The 26,430-nt window shown below is 74.4% G+C and carries 23 protein-coding genes; 7 read left to right on the top strand and 16 right to left on the bottom strand.

Annotation, left to right across the window (positions count from 1 at the left end; genetic code table 11):
• A partial coding sequence (locus tag ABEA04_RS06050; protein ID WP_345455567.1) for an FHA domain-containing protein occupies positions 1-805 on the top strand: 805 nt, incomplete at its 5' end.
• 76 nt (positions 806-881) lie between these two features.
• On the opposite strand, the gene ABEA04_RS06045 is transcribed toward ABEA04_RS06050, so the two are convergent.
• The 3 genes from ABEA04_RS06045 to ABEA04_RS06035 all read right to left on the bottom strand — a co-directional run bounded on the left by ABEA04_RS06045 (position 882) and on the right by ABEA04_RS06035 (position 5,064).
• Positions 882-2,921 carry a cation:proton antiporter gene (locus tag ABEA04_RS06045; protein ID WP_345455564.1) on the bottom strand — a complete coding sequence of 680 codons (2,040 nt, stop codon included), beginning with the start codon at positions 2,919-2,921 and terminating at the stop codon, positions 882-884.
• Between the two features lie 105 nt (positions 2,922-3,026).
• Positions 3,027-4,109 (bottom strand): ABC transporter permease, encoded by a 1,083-nt coding sequence (locus ABEA04_RS06040; RefSeq protein WP_345455561.1) that lies wholly within the window; start codon positions 4,107-4,109, stop codon positions 3,027-3,029.
• 37 nt (positions 4,110-4,146) lie between these two features.
• Positions 4,147-5,064, bottom strand: coding sequence for an ABC transporter ATP-binding protein (locus ABEA04_RS06035; protein WP_345455558.1), 918 nt, complete (start codon positions 5,062-5,064; stop codon positions 4,147-4,149).
• A 122-nt stretch (positions 5,065-5,186) separates the two neighbouring features.
• Between ABEA04_RS06035 and ABEA04_RS06030 the strand changes: the two genes are divergently transcribed.
• Positions 5,187-5,612, top strand: a complete 426-nt coding sequence (locus tag ABEA04_RS06030) for an SRPBCC domain-containing protein (RefSeq protein ID WP_345455555.1) — start codon at positions 5,187-5,189, stop codon at positions 5,610-5,612.
• Between the two features lie 37 nt (positions 5,613-5,649).
• Here ABEA04_RS06030 and ABEA04_RS06025 read toward each other — a convergent pair whose 3' ends face one another.
• Complete coding sequence (locus ABEA04_RS06025) at positions 5,650-6,924, bottom strand: SLC13 family permease (protein WP_345455553.1); 1,275 nt, start codon at positions 6,922-6,924, stop codon at positions 5,650-5,652.
• Between the two features lie 42 nt (positions 6,925-6,966).
• Between ABEA04_RS06025 and ABEA04_RS06020 the strand changes: the two genes are divergently transcribed.
• Positions 6,967-7,629 (top strand): DUF4245 family protein, encoded by a 663-nt coding sequence (locus ABEA04_RS06020; protein ID WP_345455551.1) that lies wholly within the window; start codon positions 6,967-6,969, stop codon positions 7,627-7,629.
• Here ABEA04_RS06020 and ABEA04_RS06015 read toward each other — a convergent pair.
• The 3 genes from ABEA04_RS06015 to ABEA04_RS06005 form a co-directional block, all read right to left on the bottom strand.
• The gene (locus tag ABEA04_RS06015) at positions 7,595-7,819 is read right to left on the bottom strand and encodes an exodeoxyribonuclease VII small subunit (RefSeq protein ID WP_345455549.1); all 225 of its coding nucleotides are present in this window, start codon (positions 7,817-7,819) and stop codon (positions 7,595-7,597) included. The genes ABEA04_RS06020 and ABEA04_RS06015 overlap by 35 nt on opposite strands.
• Positions 7,812-9,086, bottom strand: a complete 1,275-nt coding sequence (gene xseA, locus ABEA04_RS06010; protein WP_345455547.1) for an exodeoxyribonuclease VII large subunit — start codon at positions 9,084-9,086, stop codon at positions 7,812-7,814. Before xseA ends, ABEA04_RS06015 begins: the two co-directional genes overlap by 8 nt.
• Before the next feature lie 168 nt (positions 9,087-9,254).
• Positions 9,255-9,608 carry a GntR family transcriptional regulator gene (locus tag ABEA04_RS06005; RefSeq protein ID WP_345455544.1) on the bottom strand — a complete coding sequence of 118 codons (354 nt, stop codon included), beginning with the start codon at positions 9,606-9,608 and terminating at the stop codon, positions 9,255-9,257.
• Positions 9,609-9,667: 59 nt separating this feature from the next.
• On the opposite strand from ABEA04_RS06005, the gene ABEA04_RS06000 reads away from it, so the two are divergent.
• Entirely contained in the window at positions 9,668-10,549 is an 882-nt protein-coding gene (locus ABEA04_RS06000; protein ID WP_345455541.1) for a PfkB family carbohydrate kinase, read from the top strand.
• Between the two features lie 17 nt (positions 10,550-10,566).
• On the opposite strand, the gene ABEA04_RS05995 is transcribed toward ABEA04_RS06000, so the two are convergent.
• Positions 10,567-12,234 (bottom strand): NAD(P)/FAD-dependent oxidoreductase, encoded by a 1,668-nt coding sequence (locus tag ABEA04_RS05995; protein WP_345455538.1) that lies wholly within the window; start codon positions 12,232-12,234, stop codon positions 10,567-10,569.
• Positions 12,235-12,429: 195 nt separating this feature from the next.
• On the opposite strand from ABEA04_RS05995, the gene truA reads away from it, so the two are divergent.
• Genes truA through ABEA04_RS05980 form a run of 3 tightly spaced genes read left to right on the top strand, consistent with a single transcriptional unit; the run spans position 12,430 to position 14,285 of the window.
• Positions 12,430-13,221 carry a tRNA pseudouridine(38-40) synthase TruA gene (gene truA, locus ABEA04_RS05990; protein WP_345455535.1) on the top strand — a complete coding sequence of 264 codons (792 nt, stop codon included), beginning with the start codon at positions 12,430-12,432 and terminating at the stop codon, positions 13,219-13,221.
• Positions 13,214-13,828, top strand: a complete 615-nt coding sequence (locus tag ABEA04_RS05985) for a class I SAM-dependent methyltransferase (RefSeq protein WP_345455532.1) — start codon at positions 13,214-13,216, stop codon at positions 13,826-13,828. Before truA ends, ABEA04_RS05985 begins: the two co-directional genes overlap by 8 nt.
• Positions 13,829-13,832: 4 nt before the next feature.
• Entirely contained in the window at positions 13,833-14,285 is a 453-nt protein-coding gene (locus tag ABEA04_RS05980) for a hypothetical protein (RefSeq protein WP_345455529.1), read from the top strand.
• 8 nt (positions 14,286-14,293) lie between these two features.
• Here the strand turns inward: ABEA04_RS05980 and ABEA04_RS05975 are convergent, their stop codons facing one another.
• The 8 genes from ABEA04_RS05975 to ABEA04_RS05940 all read right to left on the bottom strand — a co-directional run bounded on the left by ABEA04_RS05975 (position 14,294) and on the right by ABEA04_RS05940 (position 26,335).
• On the bottom strand, positions 14,294-16,471 hold the full coding sequence (locus ABEA04_RS05975; protein WP_345455526.1) for a protein kinase domain-containing protein: 2,178 nt from the start codon (positions 16,469-16,471) through the stop codon (positions 14,294-14,296).
• Between the two features lie 68 nt (positions 16,472-16,539).
• Positions 16,540-17,934: an ABC transporter substrate-binding protein gene (locus tag ABEA04_RS05970; protein ID WP_345455523.1), complete on the bottom strand. Its 1,395-nt coding sequence runs from the start codon at positions 17,932-17,934 to the stop codon at positions 16,540-16,542.
• 160 nt (positions 17,935-18,094) lie between these two features.
• Positions 18,095-19,177 (bottom strand): ABC transporter ATP-binding protein, encoded by a 1,083-nt coding sequence (locus tag ABEA04_RS05965; protein WP_345455520.1) that lies wholly within the window; start codon positions 19,175-19,177, stop codon positions 18,095-18,097.
• A 617-nt stretch (positions 19,178-19,794) separates the two neighbouring features.
• Positions 19,795-20,721 carry a glycoside hydrolase family protein gene (locus ABEA04_RS05960; protein ID WP_345455517.1) on the bottom strand — a complete coding sequence of 309 codons (927 nt, stop codon included), beginning with the start codon at positions 20,719-20,721 and terminating at the stop codon, positions 19,795-19,797.
• Between the two features lies 1 nt (position 20,722).
• Positions 20,723-22,801 (bottom strand): alpha-galactosidase, encoded by a 2,079-nt coding sequence (locus ABEA04_RS05955; RefSeq protein ID WP_345455514.1) that lies wholly within the window; start codon positions 22,799-22,801, stop codon positions 20,723-20,725.
• A 35-nt stretch (positions 22,802-22,836) separates the two neighbouring features.
• A complete protein-coding gene (locus ABEA04_RS05950; protein WP_345455511.1) occupies positions 22,837-23,775 on the bottom strand; it encodes a carbohydrate ABC transporter permease in 939 nt (312 codons plus the stop codon).
• A complete protein-coding gene (locus ABEA04_RS05945; protein WP_345455509.1) occupies positions 23,772-24,968 on the bottom strand; it encodes a carbohydrate ABC transporter permease in 1,197 nt (398 codons plus the stop codon). The genes ABEA04_RS05950 and ABEA04_RS05945 overlap by 4 nt, the downstream gene beginning before the upstream one ends.
• The gene (locus ABEA04_RS05940; protein WP_345455506.1) at positions 24,965-26,335 is read right to left on the bottom strand and encodes an ABC transporter substrate-binding protein; all 1,371 of its coding nucleotides are present in this window, start codon (positions 26,333-26,335) and stop codon (positions 24,965-24,967) included. Before ABEA04_RS05940 ends, ABEA04_RS05945 begins: the two co-directional genes overlap by 4 nt.
• Positions 26,336-26,430 lie beyond the last annotated feature (95 nt).

Genomic DNA, 26,430 nt, shown 5'->3' with positions numbered 1-26,430 from the left:
ACTTCCCGTGGCCGCACCCGCCGCCGCGCCCGCGCCGCCGGCCGCGCCCGCGCCGTTCCCCGACCCGCCCGCCCCGGTGGCCCAGCCGGCCCCGCCGGCCGCTGCTCCCCCGCCGCCCGCGCCCGTCGCGGCCCCGGCGCCCCCCGCCCCGGCTCCCCCGTCGGCGCAGGACCGCCCGGCGCCCGCGCCGCTGGTCGACCAGGTCGGCCACTTCGACTCGGTGCTGCTCGGCGACCTGGACGACGACGCCCCGCCGGCGCCGCTGCCCATCGCGGGCGAGCCGGCGTCCGGTCACGGGCACGGCCACGGCGCCGAGGGCGACGACGACGGTGTCGAGGTGCGCGGCGTCTACTGCAAGAACCGCCACTTCAACGACCCGCGCCAGCTGTTCTGCGCGGTCTGCGGCATCAACATGGTGCAGCAGACGCCGGTGCTGGTCAGCGGGCCGCGGCCGCCGCTCGGCGTGATCGTGCTCGACGACGGCGCGGTCTTCCAGATCGACAGCGACTACCTGCTCGGCCGCGACCCCGGCTCCGACGACCGGGTGCGCACCGGCGAGGTGCGCGGCGTCCCGATCCAGGACACCTCCAACCAGATCTCACGCGTGCACGCCCGCCTCGAGTTGCGCGGCTGGGACGTCGTCCTGGTCGACAGCTCGACCAACGGCACCTACGTCAACCCGCCGCAGACACCCGACTGGCAGCGCCTGGCCGCCGGCGGCGAGCACGTGCTCACCCAGGGCACCCGGGTCCGCATCGGCCACCGCACCCTCGCCTTCAACACCCACGCCGGCGCCAGCTCCTGACGCTGACCCGTCAGACATGTCCGACGGGTCAGCCTCGATCTCGCGGTGACCCGTCAGACATGTCCGACGGGTCGACCTAGGCGGGTTGCGAAGGGGTGGGCTGGGCGAGGTCGACGGTGGTCCAGGTGACGGGGGTGGGGTCGAGCTCGGCACGCACGCGCACGTCGACGGCGTCGTCGCCGGGGCCGAGGGCGCCCAGGCGCACCGGCAGGTCGGCGTCGTCGACCGTGCCGAGGTCGACGCCGCGCTCGGCGAGGGCGGCGACCATGGCGTCGTAGCGACGTCCGGAGCCGCGCACCTCGAGGGTCGAGCCGAGCGAGCCGGCGAGGCGGATGCCCTGCCGCACGGCGGTGTCGCCGTGCACGTCGGCGCTCCACAGCACCACCACCGGCGTGCCGGGCGCGATCGCCCCGACGTGGTCGGCGACCAGCGCGACGGGGCACTCCGCGGCGTGGGCGACGGCGCTGCCGAGCTCGTCGGAGGCCCACGCCACGACGTACTGCGGGGCGATGACGGCGGCCAGCGCGAGCAGGTCGGCGGCGACGTCCGCGCTGGGGTTGGCGATCACCCGCACCGGGACGCCGAGCTGCTCGCCGTGGCGCACCAGCGTCTGCTGCCGCTCCATCGCGGCGGCCATCTCGGCCAGCTCGTCGGTCAGCCCGCTGCCCATCTCGAGACGGCGGTTGACCTGCGGCTCGAGGGCCGCGACGACGATCTCGGGGGTCATGCCGCCGCGCAGCAGGCCGACGGCGAGGTCGACCAGGCCGGTGCTGTCGCGGTCGGCGATGGCCACGACCAGCACCCGGTCGCGCGCCTCGACGCCGAGCGCGACCCGCTCGGCCTCGGCGATGTCACGCGCCACGCGCCGGTCGGGGTAGGCGAGCCTGAGCAGCGGGCCAGTCATCACCGTGGTGACCAGCGCCATGATCACCATCATCGTGAACAGGTCCTGGCTGAGCAGGCCGAGCTCGAGGCCGACGTTGAGGATGATCAGCTCGGTCAGGCCGCGGGTGTTCATGAGGATGCCGAGGGCGTTGGCCTGCCAGTGCGGCACACCGGCCGAGCGTGCGCCGAGGTAGGCGCCGACGTACTTGCCGACGATCGCGACGGCCAGGATCGCCACCAGCGGCAGCAGGTTCTCGACGCCGAGGCCCTGGATGTCGACCTTCAGGCCGGAGATCAGGAAGAAGACCGGCAGCAGCAGCAGCACCGAGATCTGCTCGAGCCGCACCAGGATCTCGTGGCGCAGGGCGGCGGCCTGCTCGTGCGGCATGATCGCGCCGAAGAGGAACGCGCCGAAGATGTAGTGCACGTGCAGGTACTCGGTGGCCGCGGCGAACAGCAGCAGGCCCACCAGCACGATCGACAGGATCGTCGGGGTCAGCTCGCCGGCCCTGAGGTAGAGCCGGGTGAGCACGGTGAGCGCCGGGCGGATCACGAACAGCGCCAGCAGCGCGAACGGGACGGCCAGGAAGACCACCCAGCCCCGCCCGTCGTCCTCGCCCCCGGCGATGCCGATGACGACGGCGAGCAGCGTCCACGCCAGGACGTCGTCCGTGGCCGCGCAGGCCAGCGCGAGCCCCCCGGTCTCGGTGCGGTGCATGCGCCGGTCGGTGAGGATGCGGGCCAGCACCGGGAACGCGGTGATCGACATGGCCGCGCCCATGAACAGCGCGAAGGGCCAGAAGTCACCGTCGGGGCCGCGCAGCTCGTCGCTGAGCAGGCTCGCCAGGCCGACGCCGAGCGTGAAGGGCAGCAGGATCGAGGCGATCGAGACCGAGCCGGCCACGCGACCGCGGCCCTTGACCAGCTTGACGTCGAGCTCGAGGCCGACGACGAACATGAACAGCACCAGCCCGATGCTGGCCAGCAGCGAGAGGAACGGCCGGGTGTCGGCCGGGAAGATCTTCCCGCTCAGCTCCATGCCGAGCAGGCTCGGGCCGAGCAGCACGCCGGCCGCGATCTCGCCCACGACCGGCGGGACGCCGACGCGGCCGGCGGCCTTGCCGGCCAGCCGGGCCACGACGATGATCAGCGCGAGCTGCGCCAGGATCAGCGTGATGTCGAACAGCGCGGGGACCATCGGCCCCGACGGCGCGGATGTGAGGGCGAGCACGGCGGGCTCCTTCGACTCGGACGACCGCCGGCCAGACTAGGGCCGCGCGGGCCCGGACGGCGTCCCTTTCACCAAGCCGTAAGGCCGGTCGGGGTCACCCCTGGCTCAGGCGGTCTCCCACTTGAACAGCCGGGCCGCGACCAGCGTCACCACGATCGCGAAGCCGGCCAGGATGGCCATCGGCACCAGCGCGGACGCCGGCCCCTCGCCGCGCACCAACACGTTCAGCATCCCCTCGTTGAGGTGCTTGAGCGGCAGCACGTCGGAGACCGCGCGCAGCCAGCCGGGGGCGTCGTCCAGCGGGAAGAACGAGCCCGACAGGAACGCCATCGGCAGCACCATGAAGTTGGCGGCGTTGACCGCGCCCTCGGTGGTGGTCGTGATCGCGCCGGCGAGCAGGCCGAGCGACATGAAGCAGAGCGTGCCGATGACCAGCAGCGGGATCGCCATCCACCACGAGCCGGTGAGCGTGAGGCCGAAGGCGAGCGTGCCGAGCAGCACGAAGACCGCCATCTGCACCAGCGCGATGCCGATCGCCACCGTCACGCGGGCGCCGACGACGGTGCGGGTCGAGACCGGCGCGAGCTGCAGGCGGCGCAGCAGCTTGCTCTGGCGCCAGCCCTGCAGCGTGGCGGCGGCGCCGAACGCCGCGCTCATCGCGACCGCCCAGCCGAGCAGGCCCGGGGTGATGAACTGGATGGTGCTCAGCGAGTCGTCCTCGACGCGGTCGGCGCGGAACGAGACCGGGGCGCCGGTGCCGGCCTCCTGCTCGAGGAGGGCGACGTTGGCGCCGTCGACGAAGGCGCGCAGCGTGCCCTGCGTGATGCCCGCCTTGACCTGGTCGGTCTGGGTGTAGTGCGCCACCAGCGTGTCGCCCTGCATCTCGACCGCGACGTCGGCGTCGCCCTTGCGCACCTCGGCGATGGCCGCGTCGAGGTCGTCGGACTCGGTGACCTCGAAGGAGTCGTCGAAGGCGGCGCGGGCGTCGTCGGGCAGGTCGTCGATGACGCTGACGTCGCCCACCTGGATCAGGTCGACCTTCGACTGGCCCTGGTCGCCGAGGATGCCGCCGAAGAGCACCAGGAACATGAGCGGGAAGATCAGCGCGAAGAACACCGAGGCCTTGTCGCGCACGAACCCGCGCACGATGGCCAGCGAGATGGCCACGAACGGGCTCTGCCGTCTCATGCCGACCTCGCGAACTGGCCACGCGCCTGGGGTGAGCTCATGCTCGGTACTCCCGGCCCGTGAGCTCGAGGAAGACGTCCTCGAGGGTGCCGGTCTGCACGCGGACGCCGTCCAGGACGTCGTTCTCGGCGAGGTGCGCGAGCACCGGGCCGGGCCGGCGGGTGGTGAGGACGACGCCGTCGACCGAGGCCGTCACGTCGTCGACGCCGGCGATGGCGCGGGCGGCGTCGGCGTCGAGCTGGCCGGGGGCGACGGTGATGCGTGCCGGGGCGTCGAGGCCGCGCACCAGCGCGGCCGGGGTGTCGACCTGCAGGACGCGGCCGGCGTCCATGATCGCGACGCGGTCGCAGAGCACCTCGGCCTCGTCCATGTAGTGCGTCGTGAGGACGACGGTGCGCCCGGAGTCGTTGAGCCCGCTGAGCAGGTCCCACAGGTTGCGGCGGGCCTGCGGGTCGAGGGACGCCGTCGGCTCGTCGAGGAAGACGACCTCGGGGTCGTGCACGAGCGCGCACGCGATCGAGAGCCGCTGCGCCTGGCCGCCGGAGAGGTCCTCGACGCGGGTCTCGGCCTTGTCGGTCGAGGCGCCCGCGCCGGCCAGGCCGACCCGCTCGAGCCAGTCGTCGGCGGCCGAGGCCGGGACGCCGTACATCGAGGCGAAGGTGTGGATCTGCTCGCGTGCGGTGAGCCGCTCGAAGAACGAGGACGCCTGCAGCTGCACGCCCATGCGTGGCAGCAGCCCGGCGTTGCGCGGCCACACCGGCTCGCCCAGCACCGTCACGCTGCCGCCGTCGGGCCTGCGCAGGCCCTCGATCATCTCCAGGGTCGTGGTCTTGCCCGCGCCGTTCGGTCCGAGGATGCCGACGAACTCGCCCTCCGCCACCTCGAGGCTCACCCCGTCGACGGCCTTCAGGTCCCCGTACGTCTTGGCGAGGTCGACCACCTCGATCGCCGCCATGCCCCGACCCTAGGCCACCGCCCGAGGTCGGTCGGGCACGCCGCACCGGCACCTCAAGACCCCTGCAAGGTCGGGCGGTTCGCGGTCGTCGTCCACCCGCGATTTGGTTGAATCCGATCACGATGGAACCGCTGCACCACGAGGTCACGGTCGCCTGCGACCGGGCCTCCGCCTTCCGGCTGTTCACCACCGGCCTGGGCTCGTGGTGGGACGCCGCCTACTCCCCCGACGCGGCGACCTTCACCGGCGCCGAGGTCGAGCCGCGCGTCGGCGGCGCCGTCGCGCTGCTGCACGGCGAGCGGCGCTTCCGCTTCGGCGAGGTGCTGGTGTGGGACCGGCCCGCGCACTACGCGCAGAGCTTCTGGCTCTCGATGGACGCCGCCCACCCGACCCGGCTCGACGTCCGCTTCGAGGAGGAGGACGGCGTCTGCACGGTCTTCTTCGACCACGGCGGCTGGACCGAGCACACCGTCGCCCACCGGGCGCGCCTCGGCGACTGGTCGCACCTGCTGGGCCGGTTCGCCCGGGCGGCCGCCGAGCTGGGCTGATCCGGTCGGCCGGTCAACCGGTCGGCCGGTCAGCGGGTCAGCGGGTCACGGCCCACAGGGTCGTCGTCGCCGCCAGCACCGTCACCGGCGTCAGCAGCAGCGAGACGCGGTGGAACTCCCGCAGCGAGGTCTCCTCACCGGCGGCGGTGAGGGTGCGGCGCCACAGCAGGTTGGCGAGCGACCCGGCGACGGTCAGCCCCGAGCCGGCGTTGAGCCCGACCAGGGCGGCCAGCACGGCGGCGTCGCCGAGCGGCGCGACCAGCGGGACGACGAGCAGCGTGGCCGAGAGGTTGGTGAACAGGTTGGCCGCCACCGTGGCGACCACCGCGACGGCCAGCAGGCCCGCCCACGAGGTGTCGCCGGGCACCGACGCGGCCACGACGTCGCCCACCACGCCCGGCGCGAGCGCGGCCACCACGACGCCGAGGGCGAGCACGAACAGCGCGAACTCGGCATGGGCGGCGAGCACGACGTCGCGGACGCCGGCCAGCCCGCGCGTGCGGGCCCACACCGCGAGCACCAGCGCCGCGGCCGCCGCGACCCACCACGGGTCGAGGCCCCACGGCGAGGTGATCGCGAACCCGGCCAGCATCGCCGTCACCACCACGACCGGGACGACGGGCAGCGGCGGCGCCGGCGCGGCGGCGGGCCGTGGCGACGCGGCGAGCTCGCGACGGAACAGCAGCCGCAGCCCGGCGTACTCGACCACGAGGACGACGAGCAGCACCGGCGCCATCGTGGCCGCGAACCCCGCGAACCCGCTCACCTCGGCCCCCAGCGACGGCAGCGCCAGCAGGTTGGTCAGGTTCGAGACCGGCAGCAGCAGCGAGGCCGAGTTGGCCATGCGCAGGCAGGCGTAGGCGGCCGGCCGCGCCGAGACGCCGGCGTCGCGTGCCGCGGCGACCACGACCGGGGTGAGCAGCACGACCGTGGCGTCGAGGCTCAGGACGGCGGTGACCGCCGCGGCCAGCAGGAAGGCGACGGTGAGCAGCCGCACCGGCCCGCCCCCGCGCAGCAGCCCGCCCGCAGCCGTGAACAGCCCGGCCCGGTCGCACAGCTGCGCGACGACGAGGATCGCGGCCAGGAACGCCACCACCGGCCACAGCTCGCCGACCGTCTCGCCGGCCGCGTCGGGCGAGAGCGCGCCGGCGAGCAGCACCACGCCCGCCGCGAGCACCGCGACGCCCGCCTCGACGGCGCGGCGCGGGTGCCGGTAGGCCACGACCAGCAGGGCCACGAGCGCGGCGACCGGGACGACGTCGTCCCGGAGCACCGTGCCCACCGACCACACCGTGGTGAGCGAGGCGAGCACCCGTGAAACCTACGCGCCACCCCGCCTGGGACCATGGGCGGTGTGAGCGAGTCGGGAGGAGCCGAGCCGACCGGCCGGCCCGGGCGCTACTCCCGCTCGGCCAGCGGCCTGATCGGCTCGATGGTGGTCGTCGTGGTCATCGTGGTCGCCTTCGTGCTGTTCCGCAGCGTCTTCAGCGCCGACGTCGACGCCACCGACCGCGAGCCGGTCGACTACCTCGACTCCGTGCAGCAGCTGCAGCTGAGCGGGTTCACCGTCGCCTACCCCGCCCGGCTGCCCGACGGCTGGATCGCCACCGACATCGACGTCGACCGCGTCGAGCGCCCCGGGTCCCAGCCCGGCATCGACCTCGACCTGCTCACCGGGTCGGAGAAGTTCGTGGGCGTGCGGCAGTCCGACGACGACGTCGACGACCTGCTCGAGTCCTCCGGCCTGGACGAGCCGGCCGAGGACGACGAGCTGCAGGTCGACGCCGAGGCCGGCTCGGGCGAGGCCGGGGGCGGGCTGCCGACCACGTGGCAGGGCTGGCGCGACGAGGACGGCGACGACCACGCCTACAGCGCCGTGGTCGGCGAGACCGTGGTGCTGGTCTACGGCTCGGCGTCGGTCGACGACCTCGCCACGGTGGTGCGCTCGCTGACCACCGCGCCCGTCGGCGACACGCCGGGGGTCAGTCCCTCGGCTCCTTCGTCTGCTTCGTCATGACCTCGTCGAGGCGCGTGCGCGCGCCGTCGAGGAAGTCCTGGCAGATCGTGGCCAGCGCCTCGCCGCGCTCCCACAGCGCGAGCGACTGCTCCAGCGTGGTGCCGCCCGCCTCGAGGCGCCGCACGACGTCGATGAGCTCGTCGCGGGCCTCCTCGTAGGACGGCGCGTCGGCGGTCGTCGTCTCAGCCATCGTGCTCCTCGTCGGTGGTCTCGGTCGTGTCGGTGGTGCCGGCCGTCCCAGTCGTCTCGGTGCCCGTGACCTGCGCGTGCACGCGGCCGTCGGCGACCCGCACGCTGACGCCCGCGCCGGCGGTGACGGCGGCGGCCGAGGTGACGACGTGGCCGGCGTCGTCCTGCAGGACGGCGTAACCGCGCTGCAGCGTGGCGAGCGGCGAGAGCGCTCGGGCGCGGGCGCGCTGGTGGCCGATGTCGTCGGCGGCGCGGTCGAGGGCGTGGCGCAGGGTGCGGCGCGCGCGCTCGCGCAGCGCGTCGAGCTCGTCGAGGCGCCGCTCGACGAGGGTGCGGGGGTCGGCGAGCACGGGACGGCTGCGCAGCCCGTCGAGGCCCGACTGCTCGCGGGCGACGCGGTCGAGGACGACGCCGCGCAGCCGCTCGCGGGCGGCGGCGACGCCGTGGGCCTCGGCGGCGACGTCGGGCACGACGAGCTTGGCGGCGTCGGTGGGTGTGGAGGCGCGGACGTCGGCGGCGAGGTCGAGCAGCGGCTGGTCGGGCTCGTGGCCGATGGCGGAGACGACCGGGGTGCGGCAGCCGGCGACGGCGCGCAGCAGGCCCTCGTCGCTGAAGGGCAGCAGGTCCTCGACCGAGCCGCCGCCGCGGGCGATGACGATGACGTCGACGGCGGGGTCGCGGTCGAGGCGGCCGAGCGCCTCGATGACCTCGGCGGCGCTGCGGGTGCCCTGCATGGTGGCGTGGGCGACCTCGAACCCGACGGCGGGCCAGCGGCGGCGGGCGTTCTCGAGCACGTCGCGCTCGGCGGCCGACCTGGGGGCGGTGACGAGGCCGACGCAGCCGGGCAGGAACGGCAGCCGCTTCTTGCGGGCGGGGTCGAAGAGCCCCTCGGCGGCGAGCAGCTGGCGGCGTCGCTCGAGACGTGCGAGCAGCTCGCCGAGCCCGACCATGCGGATCTCACGCGCCTGCAGCGACAGCGAGCCGCGGGTGGCGTAGAAGGTGGGCTTGGCGTGCATGACGACGCTGGCGCCCTCGACCAGCGGCGGCTCCATCGAGTCGACCATCACCCGCGACGCGGTGACCGTGATCGACAGGTCGGCCACCGAGTCGCGCAGGGTGAGGAAGACCGTGCCGAGGCCCGGACGCCGGTTCAGCTGCGCGACCTGCCCCTCGACCCACACCGCGCCGAGCCGGTCGACCCAGCCGGAGATCGCGTTCGCGATCTGCCGCACCGGGGCCGGCTGGTCGGCGGAGGTCTCCAGGGCCACGCTGGCGAGGGTAGTGGCGGCCGCCGACGGCGCTCGTGCGCGGCGTCCGGGATCGGCTTGCGGGGGCCGTCGGGGATACCCGGTTCACCGGGTATCCCTGACGTTCTCGGGCAATGCAACGCCCGAGAAGCGGAGGGACGACCCGAGAAGCAGCGCCCGGTCGGCGCGTCAGACCCGCCAGTGCGACTCGAGCAGGCGGGTGGCCTCGGGCAGCGTGAGGCCGAGGCGGCGGCAGACGGCGGCGTACTCGGCGGCCTGGTCGTCGGCGTCCTGCGGGGCGGAGGGGGCGGCGACGAAGGTGCCGCGGCGTCCCTCGGTGACCACGACGCCGTCGGCCTCGAGCTCCTTGTAGGCGCGGGCGACGGTGTTGACGGCGAGGTCGAGCTCGGCGGCGAGCGCCCGCACCGTCGGCAGCTTGGCCCCGGCGGGCAGGTCGCCGGTGGCGGCGCGGCCGGCGATCTGCGCCCGCAGCTGCTCGAAGGGCGGCTCCGGCAGCTGGGGGTCGGGCGGGGTGATGCTCACGCCGTCACGGTAGGCGACTCCCGCCCGCCGCCGACCCCGCGAGGTGGTATGACGTCCCCGTGACCTACGCGCTGGTGGTCGGGGAGTCGCTGGTCGACGTCGTGCTCGGTCGCGACGGCGGGCGCACGGAGCGGCCGGGTGGCAGCGCCGCCAACGTCGCCGTCGCGCTGGCGCGGCTGGGGCGGCGGGTGCGGTTCGTGACGTCGTGGGCCGACGACGAGCGCGGGCGGCTGCTGGCGCAGCACCTCGCCGACGCCGGGGTCGAGCTGGCCACCGACCCGCTGGTGCTCGAGCGGACGTCGAGCGCGGTCGCCACCATCGGGCCGGACGGGTCGGCGTCCTACGACTTCGACCTCGACTGGCGCATCGGCCCGGCCGACCTCGCCGACGGCCCCGACGGCGGCCCGCCCGCCTTCCTGCACGTGTGCTCGCTCGGCGCGGTGCTCGAGCCCGGCGCCGACGACGTCGTCGCGCTGCTCGACCGGGTCGACCCGGCCGCCACGACCGTCACCTACGACGTGAACGCCCGCCCGGCGATCACCGGCACCGGCCCCGAGACGGTCGGTCGGGTCGAGGCCGTGGCGCGCCGGGCCGCGGTGGTCAAGGCCAGCGACGAGGACCTCGCCGCCCTCTACCCGACGCTCGGCCTCGCCGAGGCCGCCGCGCACCTGCGTGCGCTCGGCCCGCGGGCGGTGGTGGTGACCCGCGGCGAGGACGGCGCCACCTGGTACGGCGACGGCGACCCGGTCACCGCCTCGGCGCGGCCGACGACCGTGGTCGACACCATCGGCGCGGGCGACACGTTCTCGGCGGGCGTCATCGACGCGTTGTGGGACGGCCTCGACCCCGCCGCGGCCACCGCGTACGCCGCCCGGGCCGCCGCCGTCACGGTCTCGCGGCCCGGCGCCGACCCGCCCACGCGGGCCGAGCTCGGCGCCTAGGGAGCCGGCCGCGACACCTACGGCGCCAGGTGCTCGTGCACCAGCGGGACGACGCTCGCGCCCTCGCCGGACGCCGACGCCACCCGCTTCATCGACCCGGCGCGGATGTCGCCGACGGCGAACACGCCGGGCACCGTGGTTGCCAGGCTCGCCGGCGGCCGGGTGTCGGGCCACGCCTCGTGGGGCACGTCGCGGCCGGTGAGCACGAAGCCGCGCTGGTCGCGGGCCAGGCCTGGGGGCAGCCAGTCGCAGTGCGGCTCGGCGCCGAGCAGGAGGAACAGGTCCTGCACCTCGCGGCGGGCGACCTCGCCGGTGTCGAGGTCGCGCACGGCCAGCCACTGCAGGTGGCCCTCGCCGCCGCCGTCGACCACCTCGGCGCAGGTCTCGACCCGGACGCGCGGGTTGTACTCGATCTCGCCGATCAGGTAGGCCGACATCGTCTCCTCGAGCGCACGGCGTCGCACCATGATCGTCACCGAGCGGGCGAAGCGTGACAGGTGCAGCGCGGCCTGCCCGGCGGAGTTGCCGCCGCCGACCACGACGACGTCGTGCCCCTCGGTCTCACGGGCCGCGGACATCGCCGAGCCGTAGGTGACCCCGAGACCCACGAGCGCGTCGACCGACCCCACCCCCAGCTTGCGGTAGGCGACGCCGGTGGCCACGACCACGCTGCGGGCGCGGATGGTGCCGCCGTCGGTGTGCAGCAGGTGGGCCTCGTCGCCGGCGGCGGCGGGCTCGAGCGCGGTCACCTCCCAGCCGTTGAGGAAGCGGACGCCGAAGCGGATCGCCTGGTTGCGGGCGCGCTGGGCCAGCCGCATGCCGGAGATGCCGCGCGGGAAGCCGAGGTAGTTGCGGATCATCGAGCTGGTGCCGGCCTGCCCGCCGATCGCCTCGGCCTCGAGGACGACGGTCGTCAGGCCCTCGCTGCCGCCGTAGACGGCGGCGGCGAGACCGGCCGGCCCGGCCCCGACGATGGCGAGGTCGACGACCTGCTCGACGTCGAGGTCGTCGGTGGTCGAGCCGAACAGGATGTGGGCGACGTCGCGCACGGAGGTGGCCACGACCGGGTCGCGCCACGGCGTGCCCACCAGCGGCCACCCGACCTCGACGCCGGCCGCCTCGGCGCGCTCGACGACCTCGCGACCCTCGTCGGTGTCGGGCTCGAAGACGCGGGTGGGCATGCCCATGCGGCCGGTGTACTCGCGGATGGCGGAGGTGAGCGGGAGCCCGGCCGGCGCGACGACCCGCACGGTGTCGACCTCGGGCGCGGCGACCGTGGCGTTCCAGTCCGACAGCAGCTCGCTGATCGCGCCGTGGAACTCCTCGTCGCGCGGGCCGCGCGGCATCAGCAGGTAGGCGTCGTACTTGCCCTTGGCCAGGCCCGGCCGCATCGGACCGGCGAGGGCGAGGAAGTGCTCGAACGGCGCGGCGATGACGCGGCGGGCGGTGGGCACCTTGGCCCGCCAGTGCGCGAAGGCCTCCAGCGGGTGGGCGTCGGGCAGCAGGCCGTCCTGCACGAACAGGGCGATCTGGGCGCCGTCGCGGCGCAGGTCGAGGATGACCTCGATCGCCTCGGCGCTGGACCGGGCGGTGCGCAGGTCGTAGTCGCGCTGGTAGCGACCGAACTCGTCGAGCAGGAAGTCGGCGTGCTCCTGCGAGACCAGCAGGATGACGGGGGCGGGCACGCATCGAGCCTAGTCGCGTGCGCCGGGGGCGGATCCCGATCGATCGCGTCGGCGTGATCGTCACGGGGTCTTGAGGCTCGGCCGTGGCCGGCCTCGCACCTCGACCACCGTCGTCCCACGATGGTCGAGGTGCGAGGAGCCCTGGCGACGAGCCTCGAGACCGCCGGCCCCTCGCGCCGCCCTAGGCTGACGCCCGTGCGGCTGCGCCTCGACCTCGCCTACGACGGCACGGCCTTCCACGGCTGGGCCGCGCAGCCCGGGCTGCGCACCGTGCAGGGCGAGCTCACCGCGGCGCTGGCGACGGTGCTGCGCCGCGACGACGTCGAGGTGGTGTGCGCCGGGCGCACCGACGCCGGCGTCCACGCGCGCGGCCAGGTGGTGCACCTCGACGTGCCCGACCCGGTCGAGGTCGACCGGCTGCCCCGCCGGCTCAACGGCGTCCTCGACCCCGACGTGCGGGTGCGCCGGGTCGCGCCGGCGCCCGCGTCGTTCGACGCCCGGTTCGGGGCGCTGTGGCGCCGCTACGCCTACCGCGTCGCCGACGACCCGGCGACGCTCGACCCGCTGGTGCGCTCCCACGTGCTGGCGTGGCCGCGCCCGCTCGACCTCGCCGCGATGAACGAGGCGTCGGCCCTGCTGGTCGGTCGCCACGACTTCGCCGCGTTCTGCAAGCGACGCGAGGGCGCCACCACGATCCGCACGCTGCTCGAGCTCGCCTGGGCCCGCGACACGGCCGGCCACGCCGTGGCCACCGTCCGGGCCGACGCGTTCTGCCACAGCATGGTGCGCTCGCTGGTCGGCTGCCTGCTCGCCGTCGGTGAGGGACGACGTCCGCCGGCCTGGGCGGGTGAGGTCCTGGCCGCGCAGGTGCGCGACGCGGCGGTCGCCGTCGTCCACGCCCACGGCCTCACGCTGGAAGCGGTGGCCTACCCGCCCGACGCCGAGCTGGCGGCGCGGGCCGAGCAGACGAGGGCGCGTCGTGAGTGAGCCGGATCCCGCCGAGCACTACTTCACCGCCGACCCGTCGGTGCCCTTCACCCGCAAGCCCGTCGAGGTCGACGCGTGGGGCCACCGGCTGCGCCTCGACACCGGGTCGGGCGTCTTCGCCCAGGGCCGGCTCGACCTCGGCACCGGCGTGCTGCTGCGCTCGACCGAGGCGCCGGCCTCCGCCCGGCGGGTGCTCGACCTCGGCTGCGGCTACGGCGTCATCGGCCTGGCGGTCGCGACCGCCGTGCCGGAGGCGGGGGTGACCGCGGTCGACGTCAACGAGCGCGCGCTGCGGCTGACCCGCGAGAACGCCGCCGCCCTGGGGCTCGGCGCTCGCGTCGAGGCCCTGACCCCCGACGCCGTGGCGCCCGACGCGCGCTTCGACGAGATCTGGTCGAACCCGCCCATCCGCATCGGCAAGGCCGCGCTGCACGACCTGCTGCTGACCTGGCTCCCCCGCCTCGACGACGGCGGGCGCGCGGTGATGGTGGTGGGCCGCAACCTGGGCGCCGACTCGCTGCAGCGCTGGCTCGGCGAGCAGGGCTGGCCGACCACGCGGCTCGCCAGCGCCAAGGGCTTCCGGGTGCTGGAGACGCGGGCCGGGTGACGCGGTGACCGACCGGCACGACGTGCACCCGCACCACCTGCTGCGAGCGGTGCTCGCGGACGCCGACGTGCGCCTCGTGCTCGCCTCGCTCGGCGCCGACGCCGACGACCTGCGGCTCACCCTCGACCACCTGTGGCTGGCGGCGTCCGACACCATCGACGTCGAGGAGGTCAGCGCCCTCGGCATCGAGCTGGGCACCGTGCTCGCCGTCCTCAACCCGCCCCACGACGCCCCGCCCGACTGGGGCGGACGGCGGTTCGCCACCACCACCCGCGACGTGCTCGTCGCGGCGCTCGCCAACCGGGCGCTGCAGCGCGACGCCCGCACCAGCGGTCCCGACGTGCTGGTCGCGCTGGCGGGCAGCAAGGACCGGCTGGTCGCCGGCACCTTCGCCGCGCACGGGCTGCGGGCGCGCGACGTGCGCCGCCACGTCGAGCGCTGGGGACGCCGCCGCTAGCCGGGCGGTCAGTCCTCGAGCGGGACGGCGTCGAGCGAGGCCGTGCCGTCGCCCGCGTCATTCACGACGAACAGCCGCGACTGGTCGTCGTCGGGCAGCAGGACGGCGGTGGGCGCGCCGCCCACGTCGAGCTCGGTGACGTCGTAGGTGGCGGCGTCGACCGCCGCGACGTAGCCGCCGGCGGTGGAGGGGAGGTAGGCCGTGCTCCCGTCGGCGTCGAAGACCGCGAAGGGGCCCGGCTCGGCGACGTCGAGCGTCTGCACGACCTCGCCGCTCTCGCGGTCGATGACGCGGACCACGTCGCCGTCGGGGTCGGAGTGCCACAGGAAGCGGTCGTCGGGGGAGATCCGCAGCCGGGCGCGCCGGCTGGTGCGCTCGGGCAGCTGGATGCGCTGGGCCTCCTCGGCGGCGGCGATGTCGATGCCGACGATGACGCCGGAGACGGTGCTGACGTAGGCGCGGGCGCCGTCGGAGGTGATCTGCAGGCCGGTGGGGTCGGGCCGCACCTGCACCGGGACGCCGACCTCGGTCGCGGTGTCGATGACGGCCACGATGCCGCTGAGCGGGTCGGGGGTGAGCGCGGTGCTGCCGTCGGGCGTCAGGTGCACCAGGCCGGGTCGGGTGCCGACCGGCACCGCCGACACCTCGCGCGTGGCGGTGTCGACGACGGCGACGACGCCGTCGTCGGTGGGGGTGTAGAGCCGGCTGCCGTCGGCGCTGACGCGCACCGGGCCGGGCACGCCCGGCACCTCGATGCGACGCGTCTCGAGCGTCTCGGCCGAGACCTCGCCGACGGCGTCGTCCCCGAGCGCGACGTAGACCGTCGACCCGTCGGGGCTCACGACCGGGCTCAGCGGCGCCGGCCCGACCTCGACGGTGTCGACCACCTCGCCCGAGCCGTTGTCGACGACCACGAGCGACCCCTGCGAGGCACCCGGCTCGGTGCCGGAGACGTAGGTGCGGCTGCCGTCCGGCGAGACCGCTGCCCCGCTCGGGGTGACGCCGAGGTCGACGCTGAACGCCCCCTCGGAGCCGGCCGGCCCCTCGGAGCCGGACCCGGACCCGCCGTCGGACGCCGGCTCGCCGCCCGGACGGTCGTCCGCGGACGGCGCGGGGTCGTCGTCCTGCCCGGTGAGCACCACGACCCCGACCACCGCGGCGGCGACGAGCAGGGCCAGCAGCCCGACGAGCAGCGGCCAGCGGCGGCGGCGTCGCTCGGGCCGGGGTGGCGCGGGCTGCGGCACCGCCTCGGTCGGCGCGCGCGGCGGCGGGAAGGACGACGTGCCGCCCCGCGACGGCACCGCGAGGGTCTCGGGGGCGGACGACGGCGGCGGCGCCGGCGCGGGCACCGCCTCGGTCGGCGTGCTCAGCACCCGCCGCAGCTCGGCCGACACCGCGGCGGCGGTCGGCCGCGCGGCGGGGTCGGTGGCGAGCATCGCGGTCACCAGCCCGGTGGCGGCCCCGGCGGCGTGCGGCGGCGGCGCGTCCTCCTGCAGCAGGCGGGCCAGGATGGCCGGCACCGAGTTGCTCGAGCCCGAGGTGCCGGCGAACGGGGCACCGCCCTCGGTGGCGGCGAAGAAGGTGGCGCCCAGCGACCACACGTCGCCGGCGGCGTCGGCCTGCGCCCCGCGGGCCACCTCGGGCGGCAGGTAGGCGACCGTGCCGACGATCTCGCCCTGGCGCGTGATGGCGACGTCCTCCGCGCCGCGGGCGATGCCGAAGTCGGCGAGGTGGCCGTGCCCCTCCTCGTCGAGCAGCACGTTGGCCGGCTTCACGTCGCGGTGCGCGATGCCCGCGCGGTGGGCCGCGGCGAGCGCGCCCGCCACGTCGGCGGCGACGCGGGCGACCTCGGCCCACGGCAGACGGCCCTCGCGCGCCATCCGGTCGGCCAGCGACTCGCCGTCGACGTACTCCATGATCAGGTAGGGACGGCCCTCGACCCGCACGAGGTCGTGCAGCGTGACGATGGCCGGGTGCTTGAGGCGGGCGACGACGCGCGCCTCGCGCAGCATCCGCTCGACCAGCTCGGCGTCGGGCCCGGCCCCGCCCACGCGCAGCCGCTTCACCGCGACCAGGCGGCCGAGCTCGAGGTCCTCGGCGAGCCAGACGTCGCCCATCCCGCCGGAGCCGAGCGGCCGCCGGCGCTGGTAGCGGCCGGCGAGCAGGTCGTCGTCCGCGCTCGGCATGGAGCGAAGAATAGGGCCAGCGGGCCATGCCGACATGGCCCGATCGGGCCAGCCCCGAGGGGCGGGGGCTACCGGGGCCAGGCGTCCTCGACGGCGCCGAGGGCGTCGCGGGCCGGCGCCCCGGCGAGCCACTCCACCAGGGCGGTCCACGAGAGCGTGGCGAGGTCGCCCGGCATGGCGTCGGAGGCGTCCCAGACCACCTCGGAGGCCGAGGTGGTGAGGTCGGCGACCCGGCGGGTCGTCGCGTCGGGGTAGGCGCGGGCGTCGAAGTCGCGGTGCGGTGAGACGAACAGCCCGGTCGCGGCCCACTCCTCGCCGAACTCCGGCGCCGAGAGGAAGGTCAGCAGGTCGATCGCGTCACCGTCGGTGGGGTCGGTCAGGGCGGCGACGTCGCCGCTGACCACGGCCGGGGCGGCGCGCCCGTCGGCGGCCGGGTAGGCGAACACGCCGAGCCGGCCGTCGGGGTCGCCGCCGGTCTCCTCGGTGAGGAACTCGGTCACGAACGAGCCCTGCCGCTCGAGCGCGCACCCGGGCGGACGGTCGAAGGCGGGCCTGAACGCGTCGCCGAACGGCGTGGTGAGCGCCCGGTCGCCCGCGGGCGAGCCCGGCCGGACGACGTCGCGGCCGTAGGCCTTCAGTGCCGCGACGACGCGCGGGGCGTCGTACGGCACCTCGTGCGCCGCCCACGAGCGGTAGAGGTCGCCGCCCTCGCGGGTCAGCACGTACTGCTCGAGCCAGTCGCTGCCGACCCAGCCCGTGGCCGGCCCGGACTCCCAGCCCTGGCACCACGGCTGGACGCCGTCGCGCTCGAGCCGGCGGGTGAGCGCGGTGAGCTCGTCGAGGGTGCCGGGCTCCTCGTAGCCGCCCTGCGCGAACAGCCGCCGCGGGTACCAGACCAGGCTCTTGCCGACCAGTCGCACCGGCACCCCGTAGGCGACGCCGTCGACCCGTCCGCCGTCCAGGCCGCCCGGCACCAGGCTGCTCTCGAGCACCGTCGGGTCGAGGTACTCCTCGATCGGCGCGAGTAGGCCGCCGGCGGCGAGGTCGCGCAGCAGCCCCGGCTGCGGGAACAGCACGACGCCCGGTGGGTCGCCGGCCTGCAGCCGGGGCGTGACGGTGCTCGCGAGGTCGACGTCGGTCTGCACGGCGACCGTGATGCCCGACCGCTCCTCGAACCCGGCGAGCGAGGCCCGCAGCCCCTCGAGGTCGGCGCCCGTGACCGACGCCAGGACCGTGACCTCGCCGTCGCGCTCGGGCCCGCCGGTGGGCTCGGACGGCGACGCAGTCGGGTCGGTCGGCTCGGTCGGGTCGGTCGGGTCGGTCGGCTCGGTCGAGGGCGCCTCGGTCGGAGTGGGCGTGGCGCTCGGACCGGCGTCGTCGCGACCGTCGTCCGGGTCGTCGTCCCGGGTCACCGCGACGGCGACGCCGATGCCGCCGGCGACGACCAGCACCAGTGCCAGCACCGCCCATGGCCAGCGCCGCCGCCGGGGCCGTGGTGGCGGCCCCGGCGGCGGTCCGGGCGTCCAGGTGGGCGGCGGGCCGAGCGGTGGCGGTCCGGGCGGACCCGCCGGTCGCCGTGGGGGCGGGGGCGGCGGGCCGGCCGGGCCGGTCGTCATCGGCGGACTACTCCGAGAGGCGCTCGCCGGTGTCGGTGTCGAAGACGTGCACGTTGCGCGGGTCGGTGGTGACGTGGATGACGTCGTTCTTGCGCACCGAGTCGCGCGCGGAGACCCGCACGATCACGTTGGACGGCGTCCCCTCGACCCCGCAGGTGCCGTAGACGAAGCCGTCGGCGCCGAGCTCTTCCACGACGGTGACCTCGACGGGCAGGCCACCCTCCTCGGCGGAGACCAGGCGCCACGACTCGGGCCGCACACCGACGGTGATGTTGCCGTCCATGCGCTTGGAGGCGGCCTCGTCGACCGGCACCTTGAAGTCGCCGATCTGCGCGCGGCCGTCGACGGCGCGGGCCTCCATCAGGTTCATCTGCGGGGAGCCGATGAAACCGGCGACGAAGAGGTTGACGGGCTTGTCGTAGAGCCGCAGCGGGGTGTCGACCTGCTGCAGGACGCCGTCCTTCATCACCGCGACCCGGTCGCCCATCGTCATCGCCTCGACCTGGTCGTGGGTGACGTAGACGGTGGTGACGCCGAGGTCGGCCTGCAGCTTGGCGATGTCGGTGCGGGTCTGCACGCGCATCTTGGCGTCGAGGTTCGACAGCGGCTCGTCCATGCAGAAGACCTGCGGGCTGCGCACGATGGCGCGGCCCATGGCGACACGCTGGCGCTGACCGCCCGAGAGCGCCTTCGGCTTGCGCTCGAGGTACTCGGTGAGGCCGAGGATCTTGGCGGCGTCGGCCACGCGCTGCTTGCGCTCGGCCTCGGGCACCTTGGCCATCTTGAGGGCGAAGGCCATGTTGTCGGCCACCGTCATGTGCGGGTAGAGCGCGTAGTTCTGGAACACCATCGCGATGTCACGGTCCTTCGGCGGAAGGTTCGTGATGTCGCGGTCGCCGATGAAGATCTTCCCGCTGTTGATCTCCTCGAGGCCCGCGAGCATGCGCAGGGTGGTCGACTTGCCGCACCCGGACGGGCCGACGAGGACCATGAACTCCCCGTCGCCGATCTCCAGGTCGATGCCGGGCACCGTGGGCTTGTCGGCCCCCGGGTACCAGCGCTGTGCCTTCTCGAACGTCACTGTGGCCATGGCCGTGTGCTCCCTTCACCGGCAGGTACGTGCCGGACGATCCGTCGTGAAGTGACGCGGTTCACACTAGTGCCGCGACCGGACGGCGTAAACGGTTGCGGGGGTGAGACCGGGTCCTTCGACAGGCTCAGGGTGCGTGCGGTGACGTCGGCCCCGGAGGTCGGTGGTCTCGAGGCTCGTCGCCAGGGCTCCTCGCACCTCGACCATCGTCGGGGCCGACGACGATGGTCGAGGTGCGAGGCCGGCCACGGCCGAGCCTCGAGACCACCGCACCGTCCGCGCGGACGTTCCCGTGGACGGGCGGACCACCGGTGGTCGAGCAGGCCGAGCGTCTGCGCGAGGCCGTCGTCGAGACCACGCAGGGTCGACACGAACGTTCCCCGTGCAGGTCCGGGGTCTCGAGGCTCGTCGCCAGGGCTCCTCGCACCTCGACCATCGTCGGGGCCGAAGACGATGGTCGAGGTGCGAGGCCGGCCACGGCCGAGCCTCGAGACCACGCACGGTCGACGCGAACGTTCACGTGGCGGGCCCTTCGACAAGCTCAGGGTCCGTGTGGTGGCGCTGGCCTCGCAGGGCCGGAGTGCCGGGGTCTGTGGGGCGTCCCCCGCCGCTCGACCTCAGGCCAGGCGCAGAGCGGCGCCGTCGTCGCGCCAGGTGACGGGCACCGGGTCGGTGACGCCGCCGACGAAGCGGCCGTCGGGGCCCTCGTTGCGGAAGGCCAGCAGCGCCGGCCCGTCGGGGCCGTCGACGACGCGGCCGACGTAGTGGTCCTGCCCCACCAGCCGGACGGCGCGGGTCAGGTCGACCGGCGCGCCCGGGCCGTCGACGGCGACCGTCCAGACGCCGCCGTCGCCGGGCTCCGCGCCCGGCATCTCCGGGCCTAGGCACGAGAACGTCAGCGCCCACCGGCCCTCGACCCGCGCCAGCGAGAGCACCTCGAGCTGGTCGAAGCGGCCCGAGGCCGGCGAGAGCGGCGGCCCGACGTCCCACTGCCGCAGGTCGGACGACGTCGCGTGGCCCACCACGCCGCCGCCCCGGCGTCCGCCCGTCCTGGCCGTGACGTACATGTGCCAGGTGCCGGCGTCGTCGCGCATCACGAACGGGTCGCGCCAGTGCGTCTCGCCGTTCGGGTCGGTGCCGCCGGCCACGTCGTACCAGCGCGGGTCGGCCTCGAGCACGAGGTCGGTGCGGGTGAAGCCGACCAGGTCGTGCGACCACGCCGACCCGATGCGCTGCACGCCCGTGCCCTCGGCGCGGGTGATGCCGGAGGTGAACAGCCACCACCGCCCGCCCGGCTCACGGGCCACCGACCCGGTCCAGCAGGCGAGGTCGTCGAAGGCCGGCGCGGGCTGGGGGGCGAGCGCGTCGGGCAGCCGCTGCCAGGTGACGAGGTCGTCGCTGACGGCGTGCCCCACGCGGGCGTGCTCGTGACGCAGGTCGGGGTCGCCGAGCGAGCGCGGGGCGTGCAGGAAGAACAGGTGGTGGCGCCCGCCCTCCCCCACGTGCCAGAAGTCCCACACCCAGTCGTCGGGCAGGTCGAGCACGTCAGTGCACCCGGACGGCGTGCAGCACCCGCGCCGTCTCGGGCAGGGCCACCGGCAGCCGCACGCCGAGCTCGCGCAGCGCGCGCCCCGAGGCCAGGTGACCCGGCCCGTCGAGCCAGCTGTCGCCGAGGTGGCCGAGCGCCTGGTGCCCGGCAGGCGTCTGATCGCTCACCCGGTAGCGCGCGTCGGGGTCGAGCCCGGGCAGCGAGACCGGCGTGGGCGACTGCGTGACCGTGGAGTCGACCGTGGCGACGACGTACCAGCCCTCGTCGCGCTCGGGCGCCACCACACCGGTGAGGACGACGGCCGGGTCGGGGTGGTCGCCGCGCACCAGCCGCCCCGTGGCCACGACGGGCCGCAGCCGCTTGTGCAGCGACACCCACGCCGCCACCTCGGCCCGCTCGTCGGCGCCGACGTCGCGCAGGTCCCACTCGAGGCCGAGGTGGCCGAGCAGGGCCGTGGCGGCGCGGAAGGCGACGCTGTGACGGCGTCCGGTGGTGTGGGCGACCGGCCCGCCGATGTGCGAGCCCAGGCGCTCGGGCGGCACGAGCAGCGAGGTCCACCGCTGGATGCGCTGTCGCTCGACGGCGTCGATGGTGTCGCTGGCCCACACCCGGTCGGTGCGCGCGAGGACACCGAGGTCGATGCGCCCGCCGCCGCTCGCGCACGTCTCGATCTCGAGCGAGGGGTGCGCGGCGCGCAGCTCGTCGAGCAGCGCGTAGAACGCCCGCGTCTGCCCGTGGACGGCGGCGCCGACGTCGATGAGGTCGCGGTTGTGGTCCCACTTCAGGAAGGCGATGTCGTACTCGGCCAGCAGCGCCAGCAGCGCGTCGCGCACGTGGGCGTAGGCACCGGGCACCCGCAGGTCGAGCACCTGCTGGTGGCGCCACTCGGGCGGCAGCTCACGGCGTCCGCGCAACACCCAGTCGGGGTGCTCGCGCGCCAGGTCGGAGTCGAGGTTGACCATCTCTGGCTCGACCCACAGCCCGAGGTCGAGGCCGGCGGCGCGCACCCGCTCGGCCAGCGGGTGCAGGCCCTGCGGCCACACCGCGGGGTCGACGGTCCAGTCGCCGAGGCCCGCACGGTCGTGGCGGCGGCCGCGGAACCAGCCGTCGTCGAGCACGAACCGCTCGGCGCCCACCTCGGCGGCGACGTCGACCAGCGCACCGAGGCCGTCGGGGCCGTCGAGGCGGTGGTCGAAGTAGGCGGCCTCCCAGGTGTTCACGATCACCGGCCGCGGGGTCGTGAGCGGCAGGGTGCGACGCAGCCAGGCGTGCAGCCGCGCGCTGACGCCGTCGAGGCCGTCGGCGGCGTAGGAGCCGACCAGGTCGGGCGAGACGTAGGTGCCGCCCGGCTCGAGCGCGACCTCGCCGGGCGCGAGCAGCTCGCCGCCGCCCAGCAGGCACTCGCCCTCGGGCGTGCGCTCGGCGTAGGCGGCGTGGTCGCCGCTCCACGCCACGTGGGTCGCCCACACCTCGCCGTGCCCGAACCCGAACCCGGGCACGCCGGCGGCGAGCAGCAGCGTGGCGTCGTGGCCGGTGCGGCCGTGACGCCCCTCGCGCAGGTGGGTGCCGACGAGCCAGGGCCGGCGCTGCGGCGTCCGCTCGCGGCACCAGCGTCCGGTCAGGTCGAGCAGCTCGGTCGCGCGGGCCGCCACGGGCAGCGCGCAGCGCACCTGGTCGAGCACGAGGACGTCGTCGCCGGTGTTGCTGACCGCGACCCGCTGGCGCACCAGGCCCTCGGGCGTCAGCTCGAGGGTGATCTCGACGGCCCACCCAGCCTCGTCGTCGCGCGCGGCGAGCGAGACGACGTCGTCCGCCACCGACCAGCGCCACTCCCCCAGCCGCGGTGCGACCGATCGGCTGCCGGGCCGGAAGCCGGTGAGGCCCGGCGTGCCGGTGAACCCGGTGACGTTCTCGCCGACCACGCCGCGCAGCCGCGGCGCGTCGAGCGCCGAGTGCGGCACCGCCGGCGTGTGCAGCGCCAGCAGCTCGGCACCGTCGTCGTCTTCGGCGAGCGCGGCGCCCCAGTGCAGCAGGACCGGCACACCGGCCGAGGAGGGCGCGAGCACGAGGCTCACGCCCTCCCGGCGCAGGTGGACCGGTGCGGGAGCCGTCAGCCCTTCACCGCCCCGGCCGTCAGACCGCGGACGAAGAAGCGCTGCAGGCTGAAGAACACGAGCATCGGGATGGCGATCGAGATGAACGCACCCGCGGGCAGCAGCTCGGCGCCCTGGCCCTGCGCTCCGAGCAGGCCCTGCAGGTCGACGATGACCGTGGAGTTGCCGGAGTTCAGGAACAGCTTGGCGATGAGCAGGTCGTTCCAGACCCACAGGAACTGCAGGATGGCGAAGGCCGCGAGCGCCGGCACCGACATCGGCACGATCAGCCGCCAGAACGTCTGGAAGTGCGTGGCGCCGTCGATCTTGGCCGACTCGATCACCGTGCGCGGCAGCGTGGCCATGTAGTTGCGCAGCGTGTAGATAGCCAACGGCATGCCGAAGCCGGTGTGCAGCAGCCACACCGCGATGAACTGGCCCTGGATGCCGAGCCCGTTGGGGCCGACCAGGTTCAGCAGCGGCTGGAAGGCCACCTGGATCGGCACCACCAGCGTCGCCACGATGACGATGAACAGCACGTCCTTGCCGCGGAAGTCCATGAACGAGAACGCGTAGGCGGCGAAGGCCGCGAACATGATCGGGATGATCGTCGCCGGCACCGCGACGAGGACGCTGTTGACCAGCGAGCCGCCGAGGTCGGCGCCGCCGAAGACGCCCTCGTAGTTGGCCGTCGTCCAGCCGCCGTTCCACAGCGCCGTCCACCAGCCGGAGCCGCCCTGCGCCTCGCGCGAGCGGAACGAGCTGACCAGCAGGCCCACGGTGGGCAGGGTCCACAGCACGCAGAGCGCGATCATCACCACGATCGCGATCGGACTGCGTCGCCGTCCGTCGGCCATCAGGCCGCGCGGCTGGCGCGGTGCCTTGCCGCCGGCCTGCTCCACCGTCGGGGACGTCACGGCCGCCTCGGCGGTGGGTGCCTTGTCGAGGTTCGTCATCGCCCGGCCTCCTCTCTGCGGAAGTGGCGCACTTGGTAGATCAGCACCGGCGTGATGGCGAGGAGCAGCACGACGACGATCGCCGAGGCGACGCCGGCGTCACGGGCCACGAACAGCTTGTTGAAGAACAGGTTCGCGATCACCTGGGTCTTGTTGGCGCCGTCGGTGAGCACGTAGACGATGTCGAAGACCTTCAGCACCAGGATCAGCACCGTCACGAAGACCGTGATGATGGTGCCCTTGATCTGCGGCACGATGACCTTGAAGAAGATCTGCAGCTCGCTCGCGCCGTCGATGCGCGCCGCCTCGAGGGTGTCCTCCGGGACGCCCTTGATGGCCGAGGAGAGCAGGATCATCGCGAAGCCGACCTGCAGCCAGATCAGGATGACCATCAGCAGGATCGAGTTCAGCCGGAACCCGGAGTTCTGCAGCCAGGTCTCCGGCTCACCACCGAGCGTGCGCCAGACCGCGTTGAGCAGGCCGGTCGGCTTCTCGTCGGGGCCGTCGTAGGCGTAGACGAGGGTCCAGATCGCCGAGGCGCCGACGAACGAGATCGCCATCGGCAGGAAGATCGTGGACTTGGCGACCTTCTCGCCGCGGTTGGACAGACGGTCGGCCAGGACGGCGATGACCAGGCCGATCGCCACCGTGACGGCCGGGACGATGAGCAGCCACAGGATGTTGTTGAAGATCGCCGAGCGGAACTCCTCGTCACCGAAGATGGTGCGGAAGTTCTGCAGGCCGACGTACTCGGTGCTGTCGTCGTTGGCGAAGGAATAGTTGATCGTCTGCACCGCGGGGTACAGCAGCATCAACGCCATCAGGCCGAAGCCCGGCAGCAGGAAGGCGTAGGGGATCAGCCCGCGCGACAACCGGCCCGGCAGTCCCTCGACGAACATGTTGAGGAAGAAGAACAGCACGTAGGCGCCGCCCACGCCGAGCACCAGCGCCAGGGCGCCGATGAGCAGCTTGCTGCTGCCGAACCACTCCGGGTGGTAGGCGAAGGCCAGGAACGCGTTGCCGGCGAACCAGACGACGACGACGAGGCCGAGCAGGCCGGCGAGGGCCTGGCCGAGGTTGGCGCGCTCGCGGTAGTCGCCGTCGCCCGACCCGGGCGGAGCCGGGGGCGGGCTGCCGCCGGGGTCCTCGGCGTCCGGCCCGCGATGCTGGTCGAGGTCGGTGGTGGTGCTCACTGCGGCCACGACTCCTCGATCTTGTCGGTCGTCTCCTGCGACGACTGGCCCTCGACCCACTCGCGCATGCCGCTCCAGAAGCTGTCGGAGCCGACGACGGCGGGCATCACGTCGGAGCCGTCGAAGACCGCGAACGGAGCGTCGGTGGCGATCGCGGCGACGTCCTTGGTGGTCTGGTCGGGGTAGTTGCTCGCGTCGAAGGTCTTGTGCGGCGAGAGCCAGCCACCGGCCCGAGCCCACTCGACGCCGAAGTCGGGCGAGGTCAGGAACTGCATGACCTTCTGCGCGTCCTCGTCGTTGCCGTTGAACAGCGCCGCGTAGTCGGCGCCGACCAGCACCGGCGGGCTCTGGCCCTCGACGGCCTCGGCCGGCGGGAAGGTGAAGACACCGGTGTAGGTGTCGAGGTCGGCCTGCACGTTGTTCGGCTCGGTCGGGAAGAACGTGGCGGCGAAGCTGCCCTGGCGCTCCATGATGCAGCGCGGCGGGTTCTCGTTGAAGGCCGGGAACATCGCCTCCTGCACCGGGGTGTTCAGGATGCCGTTCGCGCCGCCGAGCACCAGCCCGTTGCCCTTGGCGATCTTGCCGAACTCGTCGAAGGCCTCGACGACCTTCGGGTCGTTGAACGGCACCCGGTGGAAGATCCAGTCGTTGTAGAACTGCTCGCCCTGCGTGGAGAGCACGAGCTGCTCGATCCAGTCGGTGCCGACCCAGCCGGTGGCCTGGTCGGACTCCCACGCCATGCACCACGGCGTGGTGCCGTCGGCCTTCATCTGGTCGGCCAGCTGGTAGAGCTCGTCGAGGGTGGTGGGCACCTCGTAGCCGCCGGCGTCCCAGGCCTCCTTGTCGTACCAGACGACCGACTTGTTCGCCAGGCGCACCGGGGCGCCGTAGAAGCGGCCGTTGTAGTTCATGTAGTCGAGCAGGCCCGGCACGAGCGACTGGTTCAGCGAGTCGTAGTCGAGGAAGGTGTCGATCGGCTGGATGACGCCGTCCTCGGCGAACTGCAGCAGGCCGCCGGGCTGCGGGAAGAAGGCGATGTCGGGCGGGTCGCTGGCCGCCACCCGGGTCTGGATCGTGGTGGTGAAGTCGGTGTCCTCGGTGTACTCGATGTCGATGCCGGACTCCTCCTCGAAGGCCTCGAGCGAGGCCTCGAAGTTGTCCTTCTCCACACCACCGAAGGCGCCGAGCACGGTGACCGTGCCGTCGCCGTCGGGCTGGGCGTTGTCGGCCACGATGCCGTCACCGCCGCTGGCGCCGCCACCGGTCTCGTTGGGGTTCTGCAGGCAGCCGCTCAGGAGGAGCGCGGTGGCGGCCACCGCCACCCCCGTCACCACCTTGCGGGACCCGCCGAGCCGTGCTCTGGTCATGCTCCGTCTCCTCCCGAGGTCCCGCGCAACGCCGGCCGGCGGTGCCCGGGAAGACCCCGATCTGTGGTGCGTGTCACAAGCCGTGTGCGCTTTCT

The organism is Nocardioides marinquilinus (assembly GCF_039543705.1).
GTDB classification, from domain to species: domain Bacteria; phylum Actinomycetota; class Actinomycetes; order Propionibacteriales; family Nocardioidaceae; genus Nocardioides; species Nocardioides marinquilinus.
The sequence above is the reverse complement of the archived record's forward strand: the minus strand, read 5'-3'. Positions and strand labels throughout refer to the sequence as shown.